This window comes from Paenibacillus aurantius, from assembly GCF_032268605.1.
Taxonomy (GTDB): Bacteria; Bacillota; Bacilli; order Paenibacillales; family NBRC-103111; genus Paenibacillus_AO; species Paenibacillus_AO aurantius.
Genome location: NZ_CP130318.1, coordinates 3,712,870 through 3,732,806, shown reverse-complemented (window position 1 = coordinate 3,732,806; position 19,937 = coordinate 3,712,870). Strand labels below are relative to the sequence as shown.

22 protein-coding genes and 2 pseudogenes are annotated in these 19,937 nt (G+C 53.3%); 23 read left to right on the top strand and 1 reads right to left on the bottom strand.

All coding sequences use genetic code 11. The annotated features are described in order from the left end of the window. Positions 1–2 precede the first annotated feature (2 nt). The 17 genes and pseudogenes from trpD to MJA45_RS16665 all read left to right on the top strand — a co-directional run bounded on the left by trpD (position 3) and on the right by MJA45_RS16665 (position 14,746). Positions 3–1,043, top strand: coding sequence for an anthranilate phosphoribosyltransferase (trpD, locus tag MJA45_RS16745; RefSeq protein ID WP_315603050.1), 1,041 nt, complete (start codon positions 3–5; stop codon positions 1,041–1,043). Next, entirely contained in the window at positions 1,033–1,833 is an 801-nt protein-coding gene (gene trpC, locus MJA45_RS16740) for an indole-3-glycerol phosphate synthase TrpC (RefSeq protein WP_315603049.1), read from the top strand. Before trpD ends, trpC begins: the two co-directional genes overlap by 11 nt. Positions 1,834–1,835: 2 nt before the next feature. Then, complete coding sequence (locus MJA45_RS16735; protein ID WP_315603048.1) at positions 1,836–2,507, top strand: phosphoribosylanthranilate isomerase; 672 nt, start codon at positions 1,836–1,838, stop codon at positions 2,505–2,507. Then, complete coding sequence (gene trpB / locus MJA45_RS16730) at positions 2,504–3,700, top strand: tryptophan synthase subunit beta (RefSeq protein ID WP_315603047.1); 1,197 nt, start codon at positions 2,504–2,506, stop codon at positions 3,698–3,700. The genes MJA45_RS16735 and trpB overlap by 4 nt, the downstream gene beginning before the upstream one ends. Further along, positions 3,697–4,503 carry a tryptophan synthase subunit alpha gene (gene trpA / locus MJA45_RS16725; RefSeq protein ID WP_315603046.1) on the top strand — a complete coding sequence of 269 codons (807 nt, stop codon included), beginning with the start codon at positions 3,697–3,699 and terminating at the stop codon, positions 4,501–4,503. The genes trpB and trpA overlap by 4 nt, the downstream gene beginning before the upstream one ends. Positions 4,504–4,546: 43 nt before the next feature. After that, positions 4,547–5,647, top strand: a complete 1,101-nt coding sequence (gene hisC / locus MJA45_RS16720) for a histidinol-phosphate transaminase (protein WP_315603045.1) — start codon at positions 4,547–4,549, stop codon at positions 5,645–5,647. A 17-nt stretch (positions 5,648–5,664) separates the two neighbouring features. Beyond that, entirely contained in the window at positions 5,665–6,753 is a 1,089-nt protein-coding gene (locus tag MJA45_RS16715; protein ID WP_315603044.1) for a prephenate dehydrogenase, read from the top strand. Positions 6,754–7,287: 534 nt separating this feature from the next. After that, complete coding sequence (locus MJA45_RS16710) at positions 7,288–7,875, top strand: RNA polymerase sigma factor (RefSeq protein ID WP_315603043.1); 588 nt, start codon at positions 7,288–7,290, stop codon at positions 7,873–7,875. Position 7,876: 1 nt separating this feature from the next. Further along, entirely contained in the window at positions 7,877–8,500 is a 624-nt protein-coding gene (locus MJA45_RS16705) for an anti-sigma factor family protein (RefSeq protein WP_315603042.1), read from the top strand. A 164-nt stretch (positions 8,501–8,664) separates the two neighbouring features. After that, positions 8,665–9,783, top strand: a complete 1,119-nt coding sequence (locus MJA45_RS16700; RefSeq protein WP_315603041.1) for a hypothetical protein — start codon at positions 8,665–8,667, stop codon at positions 9,781–9,783. A 57-nt stretch (positions 9,784–9,840) separates the two neighbouring features. Next, a pseudogene (locus tag MJA45_RS16695) lies at positions 9,841–10,338 on the top strand (gamma carbonic anhydrase family protein); the annotation flags it as partial. Then, on the top strand, positions 10,313–10,780 hold the full coding sequence (locus MJA45_RS16690) for a DUF2487 family protein (RefSeq protein WP_315603040.1): 468 nt from the start codon (positions 10,313–10,315) through the stop codon (positions 10,778–10,780). The pseudogene MJA45_RS16695 and the gene MJA45_RS16690, both read left to right, overlap by 26 nt. A gap of 170 nt (positions 10,781–10,950) precedes the next feature. Next, on the top strand, positions 10,951–11,484 hold the full coding sequence (locus tag MJA45_RS16685; RefSeq protein WP_315603039.1) for a Rieske (2Fe-2S) protein: 534 nt from the start codon (positions 10,951–10,953) through the stop codon (positions 11,482–11,484). Positions 11,485–11,501: 17 nt separating this feature from the next. Further along, the gene (gene qcrB, locus MJA45_RS16680; protein WP_315603038.1) at positions 11,502–12,173 is read left to right on the top strand and encodes a menaquinol-cytochrome c reductase cytochrome b subunit; all 672 of its coding nucleotides are present in this window, start codon (positions 11,502–11,504) and stop codon (positions 12,171–12,173) included. Positions 12,174–12,192: 19 nt separating this feature from the next. Further along, positions 12,193–13,083, top strand: a complete 891-nt coding sequence (locus MJA45_RS16675; protein ID WP_315603037.1) for a c-type cytochrome — start codon at positions 12,193–12,195, stop codon at positions 13,081–13,083. 58 nt (positions 13,084–13,141) lie between these two features. Then, positions 13,142–13,813: a DUF1405 domain-containing protein gene (locus MJA45_RS16670; RefSeq protein ID WP_315603036.1), complete on the top strand. Its 672-nt coding sequence runs from the start codon at positions 13,142–13,144 to the stop codon at positions 13,811–13,813. Positions 13,814–13,879: 66 nt separating this feature from the next. Beyond that, positions 13,880–14,746, top strand: a complete 867-nt coding sequence (locus MJA45_RS16665) for a sporulation protein YpjB (RefSeq protein ID WP_315603035.1) — start codon at positions 13,880–13,882, stop codon at positions 14,744–14,746. A 10-nt stretch (positions 14,747–14,756) separates the two neighbouring features. On the opposite strand, the gene MJA45_RS16660 is transcribed toward MJA45_RS16665, so the two are convergent. After that, a complete protein-coding gene (locus MJA45_RS16660; RefSeq protein WP_315603034.1) occupies positions 14,757–15,626 on the bottom strand; it encodes a YitT family protein in 870 nt (289 codons plus the stop codon). Positions 15,627–15,845: 219 nt separating this feature from the next. Between MJA45_RS16660 and MJA45_RS16655 the strand changes: the two genes are divergently transcribed. From MJA45_RS16655 to bshA, 6 genes and pseudogenes are all read left to right on the top strand, one after another. Next, positions 15,846–16,184, top strand: coding sequence for a nucleotide pyrophosphohydrolase (locus tag MJA45_RS16655; RefSeq protein WP_315603033.1), 339 nt, complete (start codon positions 15,846–15,848; stop codon positions 16,182–16,184). Between the two features lie 49 nt (positions 16,185–16,233). Then, a complete protein-coding gene (locus tag MJA45_RS16650; RefSeq protein WP_315603032.1) occupies positions 16,234–16,734 on the top strand; it encodes a tetratricopeptide repeat protein in 501 nt (166 codons plus the stop codon). 20 nt (positions 16,735–16,754) lie between these two features. Continuing rightward, positions 16,755–17,558 carry a 4-hydroxy-tetrahydrodipicolinate reductase gene (dapB, locus tag MJA45_RS16645; protein WP_315603031.1) on the top strand — a complete coding sequence of 268 codons (804 nt, stop codon included), beginning with the start codon at positions 16,755–16,757 and terminating at the stop codon, positions 17,556–17,558. A gap of 42 nt (positions 17,559–17,600) precedes the next feature. Beyond that, positions 17,601–18,025, top strand: a pseudogene (locus MJA45_RS16640) (methylglyoxal synthase). Next, positions 18,018–18,716: a bacillithiol biosynthesis deacetylase BshB1 gene (gene bshB1 / locus MJA45_RS16635; protein WP_315603030.1), complete on the top strand. Its 699-nt coding sequence runs from the start codon at positions 18,018–18,020 to the stop codon at positions 18,714–18,716. The pseudogene MJA45_RS16640 and the gene bshB1 overlap by 8 nt, the downstream one beginning before the upstream one ends. Before the next feature lie 45 nt (positions 18,717–18,761). Continuing rightward, positions 18,762–19,934, top strand: coding sequence for an N-acetyl-alpha-D-glucosaminyl L-malate synthase BshA (gene bshA, locus MJA45_RS16630; protein ID WP_315603029.1), 1,173 nt, complete (start codon positions 18,762–18,764; stop codon positions 19,932–19,934). Positions 19,935–19,937 lie beyond the last annotated feature (3 nt).

The window sequence follows — 19,937 nt, the reverse complement described above, 5'->3', positions numbered from 1 at the left end:
CTATGGAGACCAAATTGAAGATCCAGCAGGCGATCGCCACGATTACCGGAGGCGGAAGCCTGGGCAGGGAAGAAGCGAGAATGGTCATGGATGAGATCATGGAAGGGGAAGCGACTCACGCCCAAATCGGCAGCCTGGTGACCGCCCTGAGAATGAAAGGGGAAACGTCCGAGGAAATTACCGGCTTTGCGGAGTCGATGAGAAGCCGGGCCAACCGAGTGGAGACGGAGCAGTTTGATCTTCTGGACACGTGCGGAACCGGGGGGGACGGCGCGAACACGTTTAACATTTCCACCGCCTCCGCACTCGTAGCCGCGGCCGGCGGAATCCGGGTAGCGAAGCACGGGAACCGGGCCATGTCGAGCAAGAGCGGAAGCGCCGATGTGCTGGAGGCTCTCGGGGTTAACATTCACTTGGACGGCGCACAGGCGTCCCGCTGCCTGGATCAGATCGGCATTTGCTTCCTGTTTGCCATGTCGTACCACCAGTCTATGAAGCACGCCGCGGCTCCTCGCCGCGAGCTCGGCATTCGCACCGTTTTCAACCTTCTGGGGCCGCTTACCAATCCGGCCGGAGCCGATCGTCAGCTTCTCGGCGTCTTCGACCGCAGCAAAACGGAGCTAATCGCCGAAGTGCTGCACGCCTTGAAGCTCCGCCGCGGCATGGTTGTGGCGAGCTACGACGGGTTGGATGAAATCAGCATTTCAGCCCCAACCCAGGTAACCGAGCTGAAAAATTCGGCGATCCGCACTTATGAGATCAGCCCGGATGAATTGGGGCTCGGAACCTATACGATGAACGATGTGGCGGGCGGCGACGCCCAGACCAATGCAGAAATCATCGAAGCCATTCTACATGGCAGCCGGGGAGCTCATCGGGATATCGTGCTCGCCAATGCCGGAGCCTGCTTCTATGTGTCGGAGCGTTGCTCGACCCTGCAGGAAGGTGTAAAATTAGCGGCAGCGGTTATCGATTCCAAACGTGCCGCCGATAAGCTGCGGGAGCTAGTCCAATGTACGGGAGCGTTCAGCCATGTTTCTTGATCGAATTGTTGATACCAAACGCAGAGAAGTCGAAGGGTTGAAGAATGGATTCTCCCTTGCCGAAATGGAGAAAAAAATCGCGGAGCTTCCTCCTACGAGAGGGTTTGCCCGGGCGTTGACGGAAGGACGTCAGCGCCGGATGGGGCTTATTGCGGAGGTTAAGAAGGCTTCCCCTTCGAAAGGGCTGATCCGGGAGGATTTTGAGCCTGCTGCCATTGCCAAGGCGTATGAAGAAGCCGGAACGGACTGCATCTCCGTCTTGACCGATACCGATTACTTTCAAGGCAGCAATGCCTATTTGAGCGCGGTGCGCCAAGTGGTTAAGGTGCCGCTGCTTCGCAAGGACTTTACGATTGATTACCGGCAAATCTATGAAGCCCGCGTCATCGGAGCGGACGCCGTGCTCCTTATTGCGGCTATCCTGACCACGGGTCAAATGAAAGAGTTCTTGCAGCTGAGCCTGGACCTTGGTCTGGATGCGCTGGTGGAGGTTCACGATCAGGAGGAGCTGGATCGTGTGCTCTCCCTCGATGCCGAGCTGATCGGGATCAACAACCGCAACCTGAAGACGTTCGTGACCGACCTCAAGACAACGGAGGAGCTGGCGAAGACCATCCCCGCCGGAAAAACCATTGTGAGCGAAAGCGGCATTTCCAAGCCGGAAGAAATCGACTACCTATACTCGACGGGGGCCCGGGCTCTGCTGATCGGCGAGCACTTTATGCGCCAGCCTTCCGTTGGTCGTGCCATTGAGGATCTTCTCGGTGTGCCCGGAGCGGGAGTGAACTAGCTATGACGGCAGCCGAGGTCAAAATATGCGGGATTACCGATGAAGCTACTCTCGAGCGCATTCTTTCTTATCCTATCGATTACATCGGTTTTATGTTTGCACCTAGCAAACGCCGGATCACGGCCGCTCAAGCCGGAAGGTTCCTGGAGTTGATGCGGGCTACTGGCCTCGCTTCCCTGCCCCGGACGGTAGGCGTGTTTGTGAACCCGACGGAAGAATACATGAGTGAGGTAATGGAACAGGCAAGGCTGGATGTCATTCAGCTGCACGGGCAAGAATCTCCGTTCCTTTGCCGTTATGCGAGGGACAAGTTCGGCGTGAAGGTTTTCAAGGTGATCTCGATCCGTCCGGATTCCGGCTCTAAGGAGGCGGAGGAACAGCTGTCTCCTTACCGGGGTGCCGCCGATGCGATTTTGTTGGATACGTTTGAGCCTGTCCATGGAGGGGGCGGCGGGAAGACGTTCGCCTGGGACCTCATTCTGGGATATCGGGAAGCGGCGCATAAGCTGGGGATGAAGCTTCTGGTCGCCGGAGGGCTGACATCGGACAATGTAGCCGGTTTGATCGAGCGGTACCGGCCGGACGGAGTCGACGTATCGAGCGGTGTGGAGACTGAGGGAGTCAAGGATTCGACCAAAATACAAGCATTCGTGGAAAGGGTGAAAGGGCTGTGAATACGTTACCGGACCAGTACGGCCGATTCGGCAAATTCGGAGGCAAATACGTACCGGAAACTTTAATGAACGCTCTCATCGAGCTGGAAGAGGCTTACCATAAATATTCCCAGGATCCCGAATTTACAAGCGAGGTTCATGATCTGCTGGTGAAATATTCGGGCAGGCCGACCAATCTATACTATGCGGAACGGCTCACGCAGGCTTTGGGCGGAGCGAAGATCTACTTGAAGCGCGAGGATCTCAACCATACGGGCGCTCACAAAATCAACAATGCGATCGGCCAGGCCGTGCTGGCGAAGCGGATGGGCAAGAAGAAAATTATTGCCGAAACGGGAGCGGGCCAGCACGGTGTTGCGACGGCTACCGTAGCCGCCCTGATGGGCTTTGAATGCAAAGTGTTCATGGGCGAAGAGGACATCCGCCGCCAGCAGCTGAACGTGTTCCGTATGAATCTGCTGGGTACGGAAGTCGTTCCGGTGACGTCGGGCTCGCGGACCCTTAAGGACGCCTGCAACGAAACGCTCCGCTACTGGGTGAGCCATGTTGAAGATACTTTCTATATCCTGGGCTCGGTAACCGGTCCCCATCCCTATCCGATGATCGTAAGGGATTTTCAGCGAATCATTGGAGATGAAGCGCGTAAGCAGATTCTCGAGCAGGAAGGCCGTCTTCCGGATCTGGTGATCGCTTGCGTCGGCGGCGGCAGCAATGCCATGGGGATTTTCTATCCGTTCGTTCAGGACAAGGACGTTCGTCTGATGGGAGTGGAAGCAGCCGGACACGGGCTTCACACCGATAAGCATGCGGCGACGATGACGCGAGGGAAGCATGGGGTGTTCCAAGGGTCGTTCAGCTACCTGCTTCAGGATGAGCATGGACAGGTTCAAGAAGCGCATTCCATTTCCGCGGGTCTGGACTATCCGGGGATCGGTCCGGAGCATGCTTTCTTGAAAGATACCGAACGGGCGGAATATGTTCCGATCACTGACCAGGAAGCACTGGACGCGCTGCAGTTTCTGAGCCGCACGGAAGGAGTCATTCCCGCACTGGAAAGTGCCCATGCGATCGCCCAGACCATGAAGGTGGCTCCTACCCTGCCGAAGGACCAAATCATCGTGGTCTCCCTCTCCGGAAGAGGGGATAAGGACGTGGAGTCCATCATGAGCTACCTGGGGGGCCAAAATCAATGAACCGTATCGACGCAGCGTTTCAATCGTTAAAAGAACAGAACCGCACCGCCCTAATCCCTTTTATCACGGTTGGAGACCCGGATGTGGAGACAACCGTTGCTATCGTTCACGAATTGGAGGCGGCCGGAGCCGATATCGTGGAGCTTGGGGTCCCCTACTCCGATCCTTTGGCCGATGGCCCCGTTATTCAAAGCTCTTCGCAGAGAGCTCTTCAGAACCGGATCACGATTGTGGATTGTATGCGTGTGGCCAAAACATGCCGGGAGCAGGGGAGCAAGCTTCCCTTTATCCTGTTCACTTATTACAACCCGGTTCTTCAGCTTGGACTGGAACACTTCTTCGATCTGGTTCTGGAAAATGAGATCAGCGGCTTAATCATTCCGGATCTTCCCATTGAAGAGCATGGACCGCTTAAAGAGCTGTCCGTTAAACATAGTATCCATTTGATTCCGCTCGTGGCTCCCACGTCGAACGAGAGGATTGCGCGAATTGTTTCCGAGGCGGCGGGCTTTATCTATTGCGTGTCTTCCCTTGGGGTAACGGGAACACGTTCGCAATTTTTTGAGGGGATTAACGATTTCCTCCAGACGGTTAAAAATTCCACGACGCTTCCCATTGCCATCGGGTTCGGGATTTCAAGCCGGGAGCAGGTGGACCGGTTCTCCGAGATTTGCGATGGGGTGGTGGTAGGAAGCGCCATCGTGAAGCAGATCGAAAAGGTGCTTCCCGAGCTGAAATCCGAATCCACGCGTGAACAAGGACTCTTGCAAATTCGCGAATTTGTGTCACAATTAAGGAATTAACGATAGGTAAATGATCTTAAACAGCGAATAAGAGGTGTTCATTGTGCAGCCCAAAAAAAATATCGTTCATCTTCCGGTGTACCAGCCGGGCAAGCCCATTGAAGAAGTAAAACGCGAATTCGGCCTAACCGAGGTAACCAAGCTTGCCTCGAATGAGAATCCGTACGGATGCTCACCGAAAGCGAAGGAAGCCATCCAGGCCGAAATGGAAAACCTGAGCCTGTACCCGGACGGCGGGGCGGTGGTGCTGACGAATGCGGTAGCCGCCAAATTCGGAGTGGCCCCCGATCAAGTTATTTTCGGAGCCGGCTCCGATGAGATTATTCTCATGCTGGCCCGCGCCTTCCTGTCTTCCGGCGACGAGAACATCATGGCCACCCATACCTTCCCTCAGTATAAGCATAATGCCGAGATTGAAGGGGCGGTAACGATTGAGGTTCCGCTGGTAAACGGCAAACATGATCTGCCATCCATGCTGGAGAAAGTCACCGAGCGGACGAAAATCGTATGGATTTGCAACCCGAACAATCCGACGGGAACGATTGTGACCCATGCGGAAGTGAAGGACTTTATGAAGAAGGTTGCACCTCATGTCCTGGTCGTACTCGACGAAGCCTATGTGGAATACAGCACGGATCCGGAATTCCCGGACGGCTTGCAGCTGCTGAAGGAATACCCGAATGTTATTCTGCTTCGCACGTTCTCCAAAATTTATGGGCTCGCTTCTCTTCGGATTGGTTACGGAATCGGACGTTCGGAAGTCATCCGTTCCATCAACCAGGTCCGCGAGCCTTTCAATACGACCCGTTTTGCCCAAGCGGCCGCACTGGCTTCCCTCGAAGATGATGAGTTCGTGGCCAGCTGCCGGGAAGCGAACCGTGTTGGTCTCAACTATTTGACCTCCCAATTCGATCGGATAGGACTAAGCTATTTTCCGGCCAACGGAAACTTCATTATGGTCGATGTCGGCAAGCCTGCGGCCGATATCTTTAACGCGCTGCTGCGTAAAGGCATGATCGTTCGCGGAGGGCACGCCCTGGATTTCCCAACGTCGCTGCGGGTGACGGTGGGCAGCCAGGAGCAGAACGAGAAGTTTATCCGCGATCTCGAAGAGGTTCTGTCCGGCGCCGCCGTGCAAGCCTAATAGAGAAGGTTGATGGAATGACGACAATTACAATTTACGGGGTAGGGCTAATGGGAGGATCATTAGCCCTCTGTTTTAGAGGCAAGCCGGATCTCAGGGTCGTGGGACACTCCCACTCGGAGGCTTCGGTTAAGAAATACAAGGAGCGGGGCGTAGTTGACTACGCTACCACTTCCTTTGAGGAAGCGGCGGCGGAAGCCGATTTTATATTTGTCTGCGTTCCGGTAGGGATGGTCGAGGATTACCTTAACAGGCTTTCCAAGCTCCCGCTTAAACCGGGCTGCGTCATTACCGATGTGGGAAGCACCAAGGCTTCGATCTGCCGGGCTGCGGATGCCATGGATTGGGGATCGTCCTATTTTATTGGCGGGCATCCCATGGCAGGATCCGAACGCTCCGGCGTCGAGGCGGCCACTCCGCTTCTATACGAGAATGCCTTTTACGTGCTGACACCGGGAAAGCATGTTCCGGAATCCGTTTATGAGAGTCTTGTAGACCTTCTGCGTTATACGCGGGCTCAAATTGTCCGGGTGGAGGCTTCCCAGCACGATGATATCGTAGGAGCCATCAGTCACCTTCCCCATATTATTGCCGTTGCCCTGGTTAACCAGGTAGCGAAGTATAACGAAAGCGATCCTCTATACCAGAATCTCGCGGCCGGCGGCTTTCGGGACATTACCCGGATTGCAGCCAGCGAACCGGTGATTTGGCGCGATATCCTGCTCAACAACAGGGAAGTCGTCCTTAGGCTGCTTAGCGAATGGAAAGGGCAGATGGAGAGCTTTACGGCGCTTGTGGAATCCGGATCCGGAGAAGGGATCGAAGAGCAGTTCCGCCAGTCACGGGAATTCCGCAATCAAATCCCCGAACGAAGAAAAGGGGTTCTCACTTCTTTGTTTGATCTGTATGTCGACGTGCCGGACCATCCGGGGATCATCGGAGAAATCACGACATCGCTCGGTAACGAACGCATCAACTTAAGCAATATTCAAATCATTGAGAATCGGGCCGATGTTCCGGGCATTCTTCGGCTTTCTTTCCGCAACGAGGAGGATATGGACCGGGCGGCCAAGCTGTTAAAACCTGAATATCACGTCCATGCCTAAATAGAAGTTAAGCAGAGTCACACGTCTTGCCGCCCATACCGTATCATCAAAGGCAAGGCGCTGCTTATTCAATAAAAAGAAATCGCTTGCAAAAAACCGTTGACAAAATGTAAACGGATACATATAATAAAAGTACAGTATGGTTTCTCTCCACTCCTATCCGAATTTGCACGCTGTGCGGCCACCGGTCTTCCGGTGGTTTTTTTTTGTTTTCTCGGGTGGTTTTGTCGAAATTTGCTCCCCTCCCATATCGTGTAAGAAGCTCTTTACATAAATAACTAAAGAAAAGCGGTCATTCTGACGAAAAAAGAAGGAGATTGTGTGAAATATCTCGAAAAAGACTGTTAGCGGGTTTCAAAATTGTGGTATAGGTTTATAGGGGGATTTCCCAATTTCGGATACATTGGCATGTTTTCCTTATTTCCACGTAGGATTCGTAAAAGAACGAGCGCAACTTTTTTCTTCCGGTCAAGTACAATTCTGTAGAGGAACCGGCCGGGAGAACTACGGAATCTCAAGGAGGATCGCCTGGTAATGACGGATTCCCAGCTAATAAGAGAAATCAAGGATGGAAACGTGGAGATGTACGCGGAGCTTATGCGCCGGTACGAACGCAAAATCTACGCTTTCATTTTTCATATGCTGAAAAGTGCCCGGATGGAAGCCGCTGTGGACGACCTGTGCCAGGAGACCTTCTACAAAGCGTACCGCAGCTTGCAAACGTTCCGGGAAGTGGAAGCGTCTTTCTCCACATGGTTGTATACGATTGCCCGCAACACGGTACTTAGCGAGCTGCGTAAACATAAGCACATCAAAGTCTCCCTTGAGCAGACCGGTCAGACCCCTCAAGTGTCGCTCGAGGCGCTGCCGGAGCAGTCCGCTCTGCGCAACGAGAAGGTTTATCTGGTTCGTGAGGCGATTAACAAGCTGCCCGAAAAGCAGCGGTCCGCCCTGATATTACGAGAGTATGACCAGCTCGATTACCAGGAAATCGCCAACATTCTGGGGCAGACGGTGAGCGCCGTGAAATCGTTGCTGTTCCGGGCAAGGGCAAGCGTGAAGCTTCAGCTGGAGCCCTATTTTATGGAGCCGATTTTTGATGAATACGAAGGGATGAACTAACATGAAGTGTGCGGACATCCAGGAATGGTTGGGCAGTTATTTTGATTTGCCGCCTGACGACTCCCGAAGGGAAGAGGTGGACCGGCATATTCAGACGTGCGAAGCCTGTGCGGAAGAATACGCCCTGTGGGCCGAGAGCACGGAGCTGATCCGTTCGGTTTCCGCGGAAGAGGTGGTTCCAATGGAAGAGCCGGTTCCCGTTTCCAGCCGGGTCATGAGCCGGATCTATGAATCCGAATCGTGGCGGATGCCGGTCAGCAGCAAGATTTATTCCATTCCTTACAAGACCAGAAGGAATTTGTTTATGGTGATCAGCTTATGCCTCGCTCTCTTTCTGGGGAGCTTCGTGTATTCTTTGACCGGATCGCCGTCCGAGGTGGGAGATGCCAGCGACAGTCCATTCGGGCTTAAGCATCCCGCCAGCGCCTCCAGCTTCTCTAAAGACGATTCTCTGAACGTTCATTACATGAGCAAAAGTGCGGTAGCAAGCGTAAGCTCTCATATCATGGGACCGGTTAAGCTTGGCCCTATTCACACTTATCCGGACTATTTGCTCGCTCTTTCTTTTCTTGGTCTGATCAGTGCCTTGCTGATCCTGAATTGGCTGTCCCGAACGCACAAATAAGCCATTCCGACAACACCCGCTTAGGCGGGTGTTTTTTGATGCTTATTGGACGAAAACAGTCCGTCCGAAGGAGGATAGGTCTTTCCGGTTGGCAGGAATGGAATATCTTTCATGGTCTGGGTCCATACTAATACCGGACTCTATTGTTTTCGGGGGGGGATAGCATGAATCTGGCCGATATGCTCAGCTACGCCGACATCAAGGAATTAAGCCGAATTGCCCGAAATTACGACTGTGCCTGTAACTTGAACTCCAAGCACGAGCTGATCCAGTCGATCCTGATTCAGGTCAACCGGAGCGACCGTTTTCAGCAAGAAGTGGGAAGCCTGGAAGTGGAAGAAATCCGATTTCTCAACTCTCTACTTTTCGATGCCCGCGATACGTTCAGTTTGGAAGAGCTGACCGCCAGGGTACGGCTGACGAAGTTCGTAAAGGAAGAGAAGGATACGATTAACCCCAGGGAAATTATTGCGCGGTTCAAGCAGAGGGGGTGGTTGTTTAACGGCCACTCCCAGCAGACCCGTTATTTGTTCCAATTTCCGGCCGATCTGAAGCGGCGCTTCTGTGAAACACTCTCCAAGCAGTTTCAACATCAGCTGGTCGGCTTCAAGGAAACCCCTTCCGTCTATCGGGAGGAGCAGAGGATGCTCGAGGAGGACTTGTACCGTTTCCTCGAATTTGTGGCTCCTCAACCGGTAGCGTTGAACGCGGAAGGATATCTTTACAAGCGGACGCTCCAGCAGATCCTGGAGGGCTTTTCCGTTCAGGAAGAACCGGTGCCAAAAGCCGCCTGGCGGTTTGGTTATGGAAGACGATTCAAGGAGTACCCGAGCCGGTTTTCGTTTCTCTATGATTATTGTTATTACAACGAACTGGTGGTGGAGGAAGGAACACTTCTCTCCTTAACGGACAAAGGAAGGAAACGGCTCGAGGAGGGAACGCTGGAGGATCCCCGTCAGGTTTACCGCTTCTGGCTCCGGCTGTACAAGGGCCCGGTTCCGAACCTTCAATCGCTGGCGCAGTGGATGGACCTGCTGGCCCGGCAGTGGGTGACGACGGAAACCTTATCCCGAGCCCTGACTCCCCTCATCAAACCTTTTTATTACGACTCTCCCGAATCCATTATGGAGCAGCGGGTCATTCGGATGATGATGCATCTCGGCCTGCTAAAGCTGGGTGAGCATGACCGATGGGGAACGGCCGTCCAGATCACCTCCTCCGGCTCCAAAATCATTCAAGGAACCTACGTTCCGGAGGACGACGGGATAGTGATCAGCGTTTGACAAGCCTAGCTTCGAACGGTATAATCACTCCACTTATGGAGAAACGGAGTGGTTCTCATGCGGCATCCTTATCAGGGCAAGTGGCCGAACCTCGGATCCGGGGTATTCACGGCGGAGGGCGTGCAACTTATCGGTGAAGTCAGCTTGGGAGAGGAGGCCAGTGTCTGGTTCAACGCCGTCCTTCGCGGCGACCTGGCCCCCATTACGATTGGTGCAAGAACGAATATCCAGGACGGGTGCGTCGGACATGTCAATACCGGACAGCCCCTTATTGTCGAAGAGGAGGTTTCGGTAGGGCACGGAGCGATCATCCACGGCTGCTCGATCGGTCGGGGCAGCTTGATCGGGATGGGAGCCATTGTGCTGAACGGAGCCGAAGTGGGAGAGTACTCCTTGATTGGGGCAGGCTCACTCGTCACCGAGAATACCAAAATTCCTCCTTATACCCTCTCCGTCGGAACTCCCGCTAGAGTCGTCCGGGCTTTAACCGACAAAGACCTGGAACGCATGAAGCGAACCATGGAAAGCTATGTGGTCAAGGGCAGGGAGTATAGGCAAGGGGGGAGGGCAAGTGAAGTTCAGCGAGATACGCGAAGAGCAGTGGAAAGATCTTCAGCCCTACCTGGACACGTGCCTGCTGCCGATTACCGGTCTGACCGGAACGGAGCCTCCATGGATGACAACGGAAGCGTTGGAGATGCTAAGGGATATTATGGACCTGGTGGAGAATCCTTATAAAGGAAGGCTCGTCACCTATCCGGCCATGCATTACTTCAGCCCCCCCGGGGAATTTGCTTCCTCGGTCAACCATCTGTGTCGAAAATTGAAGGATTCCGGCTTCCGTTACGTTTTTCTGATCACGGCGGATTCGGCTGTAGGGATTATGCAGTTTGCGGATGCGGATCTGTTCCTTACCCCGGATTACCTCGACAAGAGCAAGACCGAGCTGGATCAAGCCATCCGAAACGCCTGGAACAAGGGCGAAGACCAGATGTGACAATTGTGTTAACGTTTGCCCAAAGGCGGTTTGAAGGGCCCGAAATCCAAGCTTTAACATTCTTGACGCGTTATAGGCGGAGGAGTATTATAGTTATGTCCTAGTATAATGTGTTAAGTTATGTCGATTGCGACGTGAGATATGCGTAGTTAAAGGGGGTAGACAAGTACATGAGTGAGAACAGCAAGGACTCCAAGTCCCATTCCAAGCAGCCGGTTGTAAAACGTGAAATGTCCCGCCGCCAATTCCTGTCCTACACATTAGGGGGAACAGGCGGATTTTTGGCTGCCGGTCTGATGGTGCCGATGGTGCGCTTCGCCGTCGATCCCGTTCTTCAGCCTAAGAAGAATGCAGACTGGGTTAAAGTAGTGGAAGAGAGCAAAGTAACCGATGTTCCTCAATCGTTTAAGTTCAGCGTTCACCAGGTGGATGGCTGGTACGAGAGCGATCCGGAACTCGAGGCCTGGATCTCGAAGGACAAGGCAGGAAATATTTTCGCTCTTAACCCGACCTGTAAGCATTTGGGCTGTACGGTTAACTGGGAGAAGACCGAATATCACTGTCCGTGCCACGGCGCGCGCTACACCAAGGAAGGCAAGAACCTGGTCGTTGCACCTCTTCCGTTGGACGAGTATAGCGTGAAGATTGATAAAGGGTTCGTGTATGTAGGGCAGCTCCATGCGAACGAGACGTCAAAAAAATAAGGAGGCGTAACTAGTAAATGCTCAAAAGTGTTTATAGCTGGATCGACGAGCGGCTTGACATTACGCCAATGTGGAGAGACATCGCCGACCATGAAGTGCCTGAGCACGTAAACCCTGCGCATCACTTTTCCGCTTTCGTTTACTGCTTCGGAGGATTAACCTTCTTCATTACTATGATTCAGGTTTTGTCGGGAATGTTCCTCACTATGTACTACGCTCCCGATATCGTTAACGCTTACCGCAGCGTTGATTTCCTTCAGCACAAAGTCGCCTTCGGCGTCATCGTGCGCGGGATGCACCACTGGGGAGCGAGCTTGGTTATTGTCATGATGTTCTTACATACCCTTCGGGTATTCTTTACCGGTTCCTACAAAGCCCCTCGTGAAATGAACTGGGTGGTAGGAATGCTGATTTTCTTCGTTATGCTGGGCCTCGGCTTTACCGGGTACCTGCTTCCTTGGGACAATAAAGCATACTTTGCTACCCAAGTCGGAATTAAGATTGCCGCCTCGGTTCCTTTCATCGGGGAGTATATTAAAGTGTTCCTGCAAGGGGGAGACATTGTCGGTGCCCAGACGTTAACGCGTTTCTTCGCACTACATGTATTCTTCTTCCCAGCGATTCTGCTGGCTCTGCTCGGCGGTCACTTCTTCATGATCCGCAAACAGGGTATTTCCGGACCACTATAAGAAGAAAGGAGGACGAAGCGTGGCACACGGACCCAAAAATGGTGAAAAGATCGTTTACGTCGGGGATTCCCGCGTAGTCAAGAAAACGAACAAAATGCTTCCGCGCGATTACTCGGCGTACCCGGGAAGGTCGGAGGCTTTTATCCCTAACTTCCTGCTGAAGGAATGGATGGTAGCGGCCGTTGTTCTGGTCGGGGTTCTCGTCCTGGTTATGTCCGAGCCGGCTCCATTGGGCCTTCCGGCTGACCCGACGAACACCGCTTTCATTCCGATGCCGGACTGGTACTTCCTGTTCATGTACCAGTTGCTGAAATACCCTTATACGTCTGACCAATATGTAGTCATCGGGACACTCGTGCTTCCCGGGCTGCTGTTCGGAGGCCTTCTGTTGGCACCGTTCCTGGATACGGGAAAAGAAAGACGGTTTTACCGCCGTCCGGTTGCTTCCGCTCTGATGTTCTTCTCCTTGATTGCGGTTACTTACCTGACTGTTTTCTCTTGGCACCACTACACACTGGAGCTGAAGGAGAAAGGGATCGTTCCTGAGCACATCAAGCTGGAGGAAGAACGTCAAGCGGCCAAAGCGGCCGGCAAAGAGATGCCGACACCGGGAGGCAACAAGACGGCCGCCGTGGCCATCGTTAATCCTGACGATGAAGGTGCTAAGGCATACGCCAAAGCCACCTGCGTAGCCTGTCACGGAGCCGACCTGAAAGGGAACCCCTCGAGCGGGATTCCGGCTCTCCGCGGAGTGGGCGACAAGCACAGCAAGGATGAAATTATTGGGATTATCAAGAAGGGTCAAGGAGCTATGACCCCTCAATATGATGCCAACATCAGCAAAGGTCTGACGGATGCCGATATCAACAAGATGGCCGAATGGCTGGCCAGTCAGAAAAAAGGATCCTAATACCCGCTCATAAAGCCTGGCCGTTCATTGACGGTCAGGTTTTTGAATGTAAAGGGGAGTGTTGCGCTTGAAGCTTTCGTATTATTGGAGCCGGGAATTCCTTACCGCTCCCCGGTTCCTATGGCTGCTGTTCACGGTCAATCTGCTGGGAACGATATATGGTTACGAATGGTACGGCTCCCAAATGGCCGTGACGATAGAGGAGAAGCCGTTGTGGATGGTATTCCTCGTTCCGGACAGCCCGACGGCAAGCTTGTTCTTCACGCTTTCTCTGCTTTATTTGCTCGGGGACCGGAGAAGAGGCAGTGTTCGGACGGGTCCCCTTCGGCGGGTGGTGGAGGCGGTCGGACTTGTGGCTTCCTTTAAATATGGAATATGGGCCGTTGTGATGATCGTAGCCGGAGCCCGGCTCGGCGATCCCGTAGGATGGCAGGACTGGATGCTATCGTTATCTCACCTCGGGATGGCGGCGGAAGCTCTACTCTATTTCCGTTTCATGACGATATCTCCGGCGGCGATCGGATGGGCGGGGGTGTGGGTCATGCTGAATGATTATGTGGACTACACCTTCGACATATATCCTTGGCTTCCCGATTCCCTTGATCCCTACGTTCTGATCGTACGGGGATTTACGGTGGTGCTAAGTCTATTCAGCGTTATTTTGTTCTTTCTATTATGGTGGGCGGTATGCCGCAAACCTTCTTACCTTTCTCCCAAAGATTTGCCCTGACTTGCAGGACAACCCTTGGTCTAAAATAGGACATCCCTCCATAAGCATCTAAGGGAGGGGTGTCCTATGAATCGATACGGATTGAAATTCATCCTGCTGCTTATCCTTCTGCTGCCGCTGGCCATAGGGATGACTGGCTGCAGCAGGGAAAGAAACGGCGAACCGAAAGACGCCGTTTCGGTAGCGGCCGAGGATTACAAAAAGGTAGAGTTGCTTAATGAAACCGCCGGAGAGCTGTACCGGCAGACGTCGGAGAGAAACTATCCCGCTGCCAGGCAAAGCTTGGCCTCGCTTGCGGATCAGATGACCGGGATCGAGTTTGTCGGAATCACCAAAGTGGAAGGAATCCGGGCCCTTTCGGAGTCCATCGTCAGCACCAAGCGAATTTTTAATTCGGTCAACTTCCCCCAAGAGGAAGCCCTGGCAGCCGCGGGGCGTATCCGGCTGATCACCGATGCCCTTGTGCATGAGAAGGACCCCATGTGGCATCAATACTACCGGCTCTTCAAGAATGATCTGGACCGGATGGAAGCGATGACGGAACAAAAGAAAGCGGCCGAAACCGCGGCGGCCTTGACCCAGCTCGAGCAAAGATACTTGCTCATCCGGCCGGCTCTTTTTATTCGTCACGATCCTTCCGAAATCGAACGGCTCGATTCCTTGTTCGTTTTCTTAAAGAAACAGGCCAACCCCAAGCAAATGGCATTCCCCGCGCTCCAGAGCGGAATAAAGCAGTTGGATGAGCTGATCGACATTCTGTTTGGCAAAAAAGAGGACCGCTCCGCCTACCTGCCTTTGGCCGATGACGGGCAGCCGCTTATCTGGAGTTTCTTCTTAGGTGCGCTCATTACCAGCGTTTTGAGCTATGTAGCCTGGCGGATGTTTCACTCGGATAAGAGCTTGGCCAGGGTTCGGAAGCCTCGTAACGATTAGGGCGAAGGCCTTAATCCGTCCTAAACCCTTCACCAAGAACGTCGTGAACATCCGTTATAATCATAAAAGCCCGGGGGTCGACCGATTGGACGACCCCTTTTAGCCGTCTCACTTCGTCCCGGTAGACTACGCAGTACACCACATCCTTAGGGGCCTTGGAATAGGCTCCCTTGGCGGGAAACATCGTGATTCCCCGGTCGAGCTCCACCGAAATGCGGTCGGCGATCTCCTGGCCATGATCCGAGATGATCGTGAACGCTTTGGCGGCATAGGAGCCTTCGGTAATAAAGTCGATCACTTTGGAAGCGATGAAGACGGCGACGAGAGTATAGAGAACCTTTTCCTTGGGAATGTAAATCAGGGACGTTCCGATGACGATAACATCCAGGGCAAGAATGACCTGCCCCATGCTCCACCCGAACCATTTGCTTCCGAGTCGGGCTACAATATCTGCACCGCCGGTCGTGCCACCAAAGCGAAAGACCAGACCGAGTCCGGCCCCCAGCGTAACTCCGGCATACAAGGTAGCCAGAAAGTAATCATGCGGCGCCCGGAAGGGAACCACCCACTCCTTTCGGATGAGGACTTCCATGACCCACAGAAAAAAGGATAGGGAAAGAATCCCCAGCAGCGTGTAAAACATCGGCCGTTTGCCGAATATTTTTAAGCCTATCAGAAACAAAGGAACGTTCAGAATCAGGTTGGTTAGGGAGGGTGGCATTCCAAAAGCATAATTAAGCAGGAGGGCGACTCCCGTAACTCCTCCTTCCATAAGCTCATTGGAAATAACAAAATAATGAAGGCCAAACGCATAAATGGCGGTGCCCAGCATAATCGGTAAGATCTGCCGGAAGAGGACGGCCTGTTTCCATAGCGGCATGGCGATTACCTCCTGGTGGAATGTGGATGGGAACGGGCTTGGGGCACATCCTAATGATTAAAGGCATGGTAAGAATAACCTTTGTACTATATAATATCCTACGCAGAGTAAGCGTAAACAGAGGATTCTTTCCTGATTGGGGATGCCAAAAAAGATTTGTCTTCCCCCAGGCTTTGCGTTAACATGGAGAATAAGTACATAGAACAGAAGGGGAACGCTATGGCCGACAAGACTTTAAAGGAACTGCAAGAGGTAGTGGACCGCTACATTTCTCAGTTCAAGGAAGGGTATTTCAGCCCTCTTGCCCTGCTGGCGCGTATGTCGGAGGAGGTAGGAGAGCTCGCCCGCGAAGTGAATCATCAGTTTGGGGAGAAGCCCAAGAAGGCGACGGAGGAGGACAATTCCATCGAACTGGAACTCGGCGACATTCTGTTTATTACCATATGTTTCGCCAATTCCCTCGGAATCGATCTGACCGAAGCCCACGATAAAATTATGCACAAGTTCAATACGCGGGATGCCAACCGCTGGACACGCCTTAACACCGAAAGCCCCTGACCGTCATAGGATATACCATCACCTTGAAGCACTAAGGGGGGATGGACAGATGAGCGGGGAGACGTTTATCAAGAAGGCGTATGACGCCATATTGGCCCATGATTTCGAGCGGGCGATCGCTTTCTTTGAAAAGGCGATAGAGGCCAACCCTCTCCAGGCGGACTATCATTATAAGTTATCCGTAACCTGCGTCAGAAGCGGACATTTAATTAGAGCTCTGCGAGCAGCGGAAACGGCGCTGACTCTGGAGCCTGGCAGCGATACCTATAAAGCCCATGTCCGTCATGTTCAGGCCAAGGTACTTTTGTCAGACGCCCAACGCCGAATGGAGAGCAGGGCTTACGGTGAAGCGTTAACTAAACTCAAACAGGCCACAGCGTTGGATCCCTTATTGGGCGAGGCATTTCTTATGATGGGCGTGGCCCACGCTTGCCTTAAGGAGTATGTGGAGGCCATATATGCTTTAAGAGAGCTACTAAAGCTCGATCCTCTGCATACGGAGGGAAACCGGCTGATGGCGGAGTATCAGCGGAAGCTAAGAGAATATTAGAGATAGAGGAGTCGTTAAGGATGAGCAGGACAATCCGAGTAGCCGTAGCAGGTGCTAGCGGACGTATGGGACAAGAGGTTGTAAAAATGGTGCTGTCCGATCCGGAGCTGACCCTTGTCGCGGCTGTGGACCGTTCTTCCCGTAATCTGGATGCGGGCCGCATGGTGGGCAGAGAGGAGTGTGGAATCCTTCTGACCAATGATCTGGAGCTGACCCTGGTGGAAAGCAAACCGGACGTCATGGTGGATTTTACCACTCCTCAATCCGTTGTTTCGAATGCCTTGCTGGCTATTAAGCATAATGTAAGGCCCGTTATCGGGACAACCGGGTTTACTCCGGAAGATATCGAAGAACTGGACAGGCAGTGCCGGGAACAGGGAATTGGAGGAATTATTGCTCCTAACTTCTCCATCGGCGCCATTCTAATGATGAAATTTGCCGCACAGGCAGCTAAATATATGCCTCATGTTGAGATTATCGAATACCATGGCGATCAGAAGCTGGATGCTCCGTCGGGCACATCGATCAAAACCGCGGAGATGATCGCGGCCAACCGCCAGGAGCTGCACCAAGGCAATCCCAAGGAAGAAGAGACGATTGAGGGCGCACGCGGGGGCCTTTACAGCGGGTTTCGGATACATAGTGTCAGACTTCCCGGCGTTTTTGCCCAGCAGGAAGTGATTTTCGGCGGTTATGGCCAAACGTTAAAGATTCGCCATGATTCCTACGAAAGAGCAGGCTATATGCCCGGGGTGGCCATTGCGGTTAAGAAGGCCATGGAACTGACGGGGATCGTGTACGGCTTTGAGAATTTTATCGACTGAACCTAAGGGATACTCATTGTAGAAGGGATGACCAGCATGGCCATGAATATTGCATTTATTGCACACGACCGGATGAAGGACGAGATGGTCAATTTTGTAATCGCCTATGAGAAGGTGTTTACCCAAGGGCATCATCTGTACGCGACCGGAACGACGGGGAAACGGATTGCCGAACAGACGGGACTGGACATTCACCGGTTCATGTCGGGACCCCTGGGGGAGACCAGCAGATCGGAGCGATGGTCGCCCAAAACAAGATGGATCTCATCATCTTCCTGCGCGATCCGCTCATGGCTCAGCCGCACGAGCCCGACATCATCGCCCTGCTAAGACTGTGCGACGTCCAAGGTATCCCGGTGGCCACCAATGTGGCGACGGCCGAAATTCTCGTCAAGGCGCTCGAGCGCGGAGATTTTGCGTGGAGGGAACTGGTGGACAAGTATAAGCCGGGTGCCCAGAATGAGTAGACCTCTCGACATTCTAGTCTTTGGTGCCCATGCGGATGACGCCGAGATCGGAATGGGGGGCACCATTCTGAAACATACCCGCCGGGGCGATTCCGTCGGAATCTGCGATCTGACGTACGCGGAGATGTCCTCGAATGGAACCGTGGAAAGCCGAAGGGAAGAGGCGGAAGCGGCCGCTAAGGTTCTTGGACTTGCCTTTCGATCCAACCTCGGCCTGCCCGACCGCGGGCTTTTCCTTAATCGGGAGACGGTAGAAGCCGTCGCGTTGGAGATCCGTAGACGCCGGCCAAGAATCGTGTTTGCTCCCTACTGGAAGGACAGGCATCCCGATCATGTGATGGCGAGTCAGCTCATTCAGGAGGCGGTGTTTACCGCCAAGCTGCGCCGCTATCTTCCCGATACGGAAGCTTGGGGGACCGAGGCGGTTTATTTCTATTTCATTAATGACGCGGAAGAAGCGGATCTCATGGTAGACGTGACGGACGTCTACGAAGGCAAGCGTGACGCGCTTAGGGCCTACCGGACCCAATTTGAGGCCGGACAAGCCGGGGAAGACCGGGTGCTTACCCCGCTCAATCAGGGATATCTGGAGAGAGTGGAAGCGAGAGACCGGGTACTCGGGATGAAGAGACAGGTGGAGTATGCGGAAGGTTTCGTAACCAGACTTCCCTATCTTGTCGACCGGTTTTAACCTTTCCCTACCAATAAACTTGCTTTTACATAAGGAGGCCATCCAGTGAAAGACCGCTTAAAAATCGGAATCACCTGTTACCCTACGTTGGGCGGGTCCGGGGTCGTAGCCACCGAGCTGGGGAAGCTGTTGGCCGAAAAAGGACACGAGGTTCATTTTATTACCCACAGCATGCCTTTCCGGCTGGGGCGATTTGATAAGAACATATTCTATCACGAAGTGGAAGTCAGCGACTATTACGTATTCCGCTATCCTCCTTACGATCTGTCGCTCGCAAGCAAGCTGGCTCAGGTAGTCAAAATGCAGGGGCTGGACCTGCTTCACGTGCATTACGCCATTCCCCATGCGGTTTGTGCTCTATTGGCTAAACAGATGGTGGGAGAGCATTTGAAAGTCGTGACTACGCTTCACGGAACGGATATTACGGTGCTTGCCCAGGATCATTCCATAAGCGATCTCATCAGGTTCGCCATCAATCAAAGCGATTCGGTTACCGCGGTTTCGGAGGATCTGATCCAGGAAACGAGAAAGACTCTGGACATCACACGGCCCATTGAACTGACCTACAATTTTGTTGATAAGCGGGTCTATTACCCAAGGGATGTCAAGTCGCTCAAGAAGGAATTTGCCGATCCCGAGGACAAGATCCTCATTCATATTTCGAATTTCCGTCCGGTCAAACGCGTCATGGACGTGATCGATATTTTTGCACGGGTGCATGAACAGGTTCCTTCCCGTTTGCTTTTTGTCGGGGAAGGCCCCGACCTGTCCAAAGTCATGAGCCGGGTCAAAGAGCTGGGCTTGACCCAACGGGTCATTTTCTGCGGCAAGCAGGATGATGTCGCCCAAATCATTTCGCTCGCCGACGTGATGCTGCTTCCTTCGGAGAAAGAAAGCTTCGGTCTCGTGGCTTTGGAAGCGATGGCCTGCGGCGTGCCGACAATCGGTTCGAATGCGGGAGGCATTCCGGAGCTCGTCACCCACGGGGAAACGGGCTTTCTGTCGGGAATAGGGCAAACGGAGGAGATGGCGAACAACGTCCTGCTTTTGCTACAGGACGAGGAACTCTATCGTCAATTCTCCCAGGCTTGTCTCGAAAGGGCCAGAACAACCTTCTGCAACGATCGGATTATGCGGCAGTATGAAGAAATTTACTACCGGGTACTGGGTCGGGAATTGCCTTCGGACGGGTACAGCCCGGTCAGCTGCACGAGGTAAGGT

What these genes read in the sequence shown, in the direction of transcription:
- trpD (WP_315603050.1), top strand. Translation starts at nt 3, where the DNA reads ATGGAGACCAAATTGAAGATCCAGCAGGCGATCGCCACGATTACCGGA.
- trpC (WP_315603049.1), top strand. Translation starts at nt 1,033, where the DNA reads ATGTTTCTTGATCGAATTGTTGATACCAAACGCAGAGAAGTCGAAGGG.
- MJA45_RS16735 (WP_315603048.1), top strand. Translation starts at nt 1,836, where the DNA reads ATGACGGCAGCCGAGGTCAAAATATGCGGGATTACCGATGAAGCTACT.
- trpA (WP_315603046.1), top strand. Translation starts at nt 3,697, where the DNA reads ATGAACCGTATCGACGCAGCGTTTCAATCGTTAAAAGAACAGAACCGC.
- MJA45_RS16715 (WP_315603044.1), top strand. Translation starts at nt 5,665, where the DNA reads ATGACGACAATTACAATTTACGGGGTAGGGCTAATGGGAGGATCATTA.
- MJA45_RS16710 (WP_315603043.1), top strand. Translation starts at nt 7,288, where the DNA reads ATGACGGATTCCCAGCTAATAAGAGAAATCAAGGATGGAAACGTGGAG.
- MJA45_RS16705 (WP_315603042.1), top strand. Translation starts at nt 7,877, where the DNA reads ATGAAGTGTGCGGACATCCAGGAATGGTTGGGCAGTTATTTTGATTTG.
- MJA45_RS16700 (WP_315603041.1), top strand. Translation starts at nt 8,665, where the DNA reads ATGAATCTGGCCGATATGCTCAGCTACGCCGACATCAAGGAATTAAGC.
- MJA45_RS16690 (WP_315603040.1), top strand. Translation starts at nt 10,313, where the DNA reads ATGTGGTCAAGGGCAGGGAGTATAGGCAAGGGGGGAGGGCAAGTGAAG.
- MJA45_RS16685 (WP_315603039.1), top strand. Translation starts at nt 10,951, where the DNA reads ATGAGTGAGAACAGCAAGGACTCCAAGTCCCATTCCAAGCAGCCGGTT.
- qcrB (WP_315603038.1), top strand. Translation starts at nt 11,502, where the DNA reads ATGCTCAAAAGTGTTTATAGCTGGATCGACGAGCGGCTTGACATTACG.
- MJA45_RS16665 (WP_315603035.1), top strand. Translation starts at nt 13,880, where the DNA reads ATGAATCGATACGGATTGAAATTCATCCTGCTGCTTATCCTTCTGCTG.
- MJA45_RS16660 (WP_315603034.1), bottom strand. Translation starts at nt 15,626, where the DNA reads ATGCCGCTATGGAAACAGGCCGTCCTCTTCCGGCAGATCTTACCGATT.
- MJA45_RS16655 (WP_315603033.1), top strand. Translation starts at nt 15,846, where the DNA reads ATGGCCGACAAGACTTTAAAGGAACTGCAAGAGGTAGTGGACCGCTAC.
- MJA45_RS16650 (WP_315603032.1), top strand. Translation starts at nt 16,234, where the DNA reads ATGAGCGGGGAGACGTTTATCAAGAAGGCGTATGACGCCATATTGGCC.
- dapB (WP_315603031.1), top strand. Translation starts at nt 16,755, where the DNA reads ATGAGCAGGACAATCCGAGTAGCCGTAGCAGGTGCTAGCGGACGTATG.
- bshB1 (WP_315603030.1), top strand. Translation starts at nt 18,018, where the DNA reads ATGAGTAGACCTCTCGACATTCTAGTCTTTGGTGCCCATGCGGATGAC.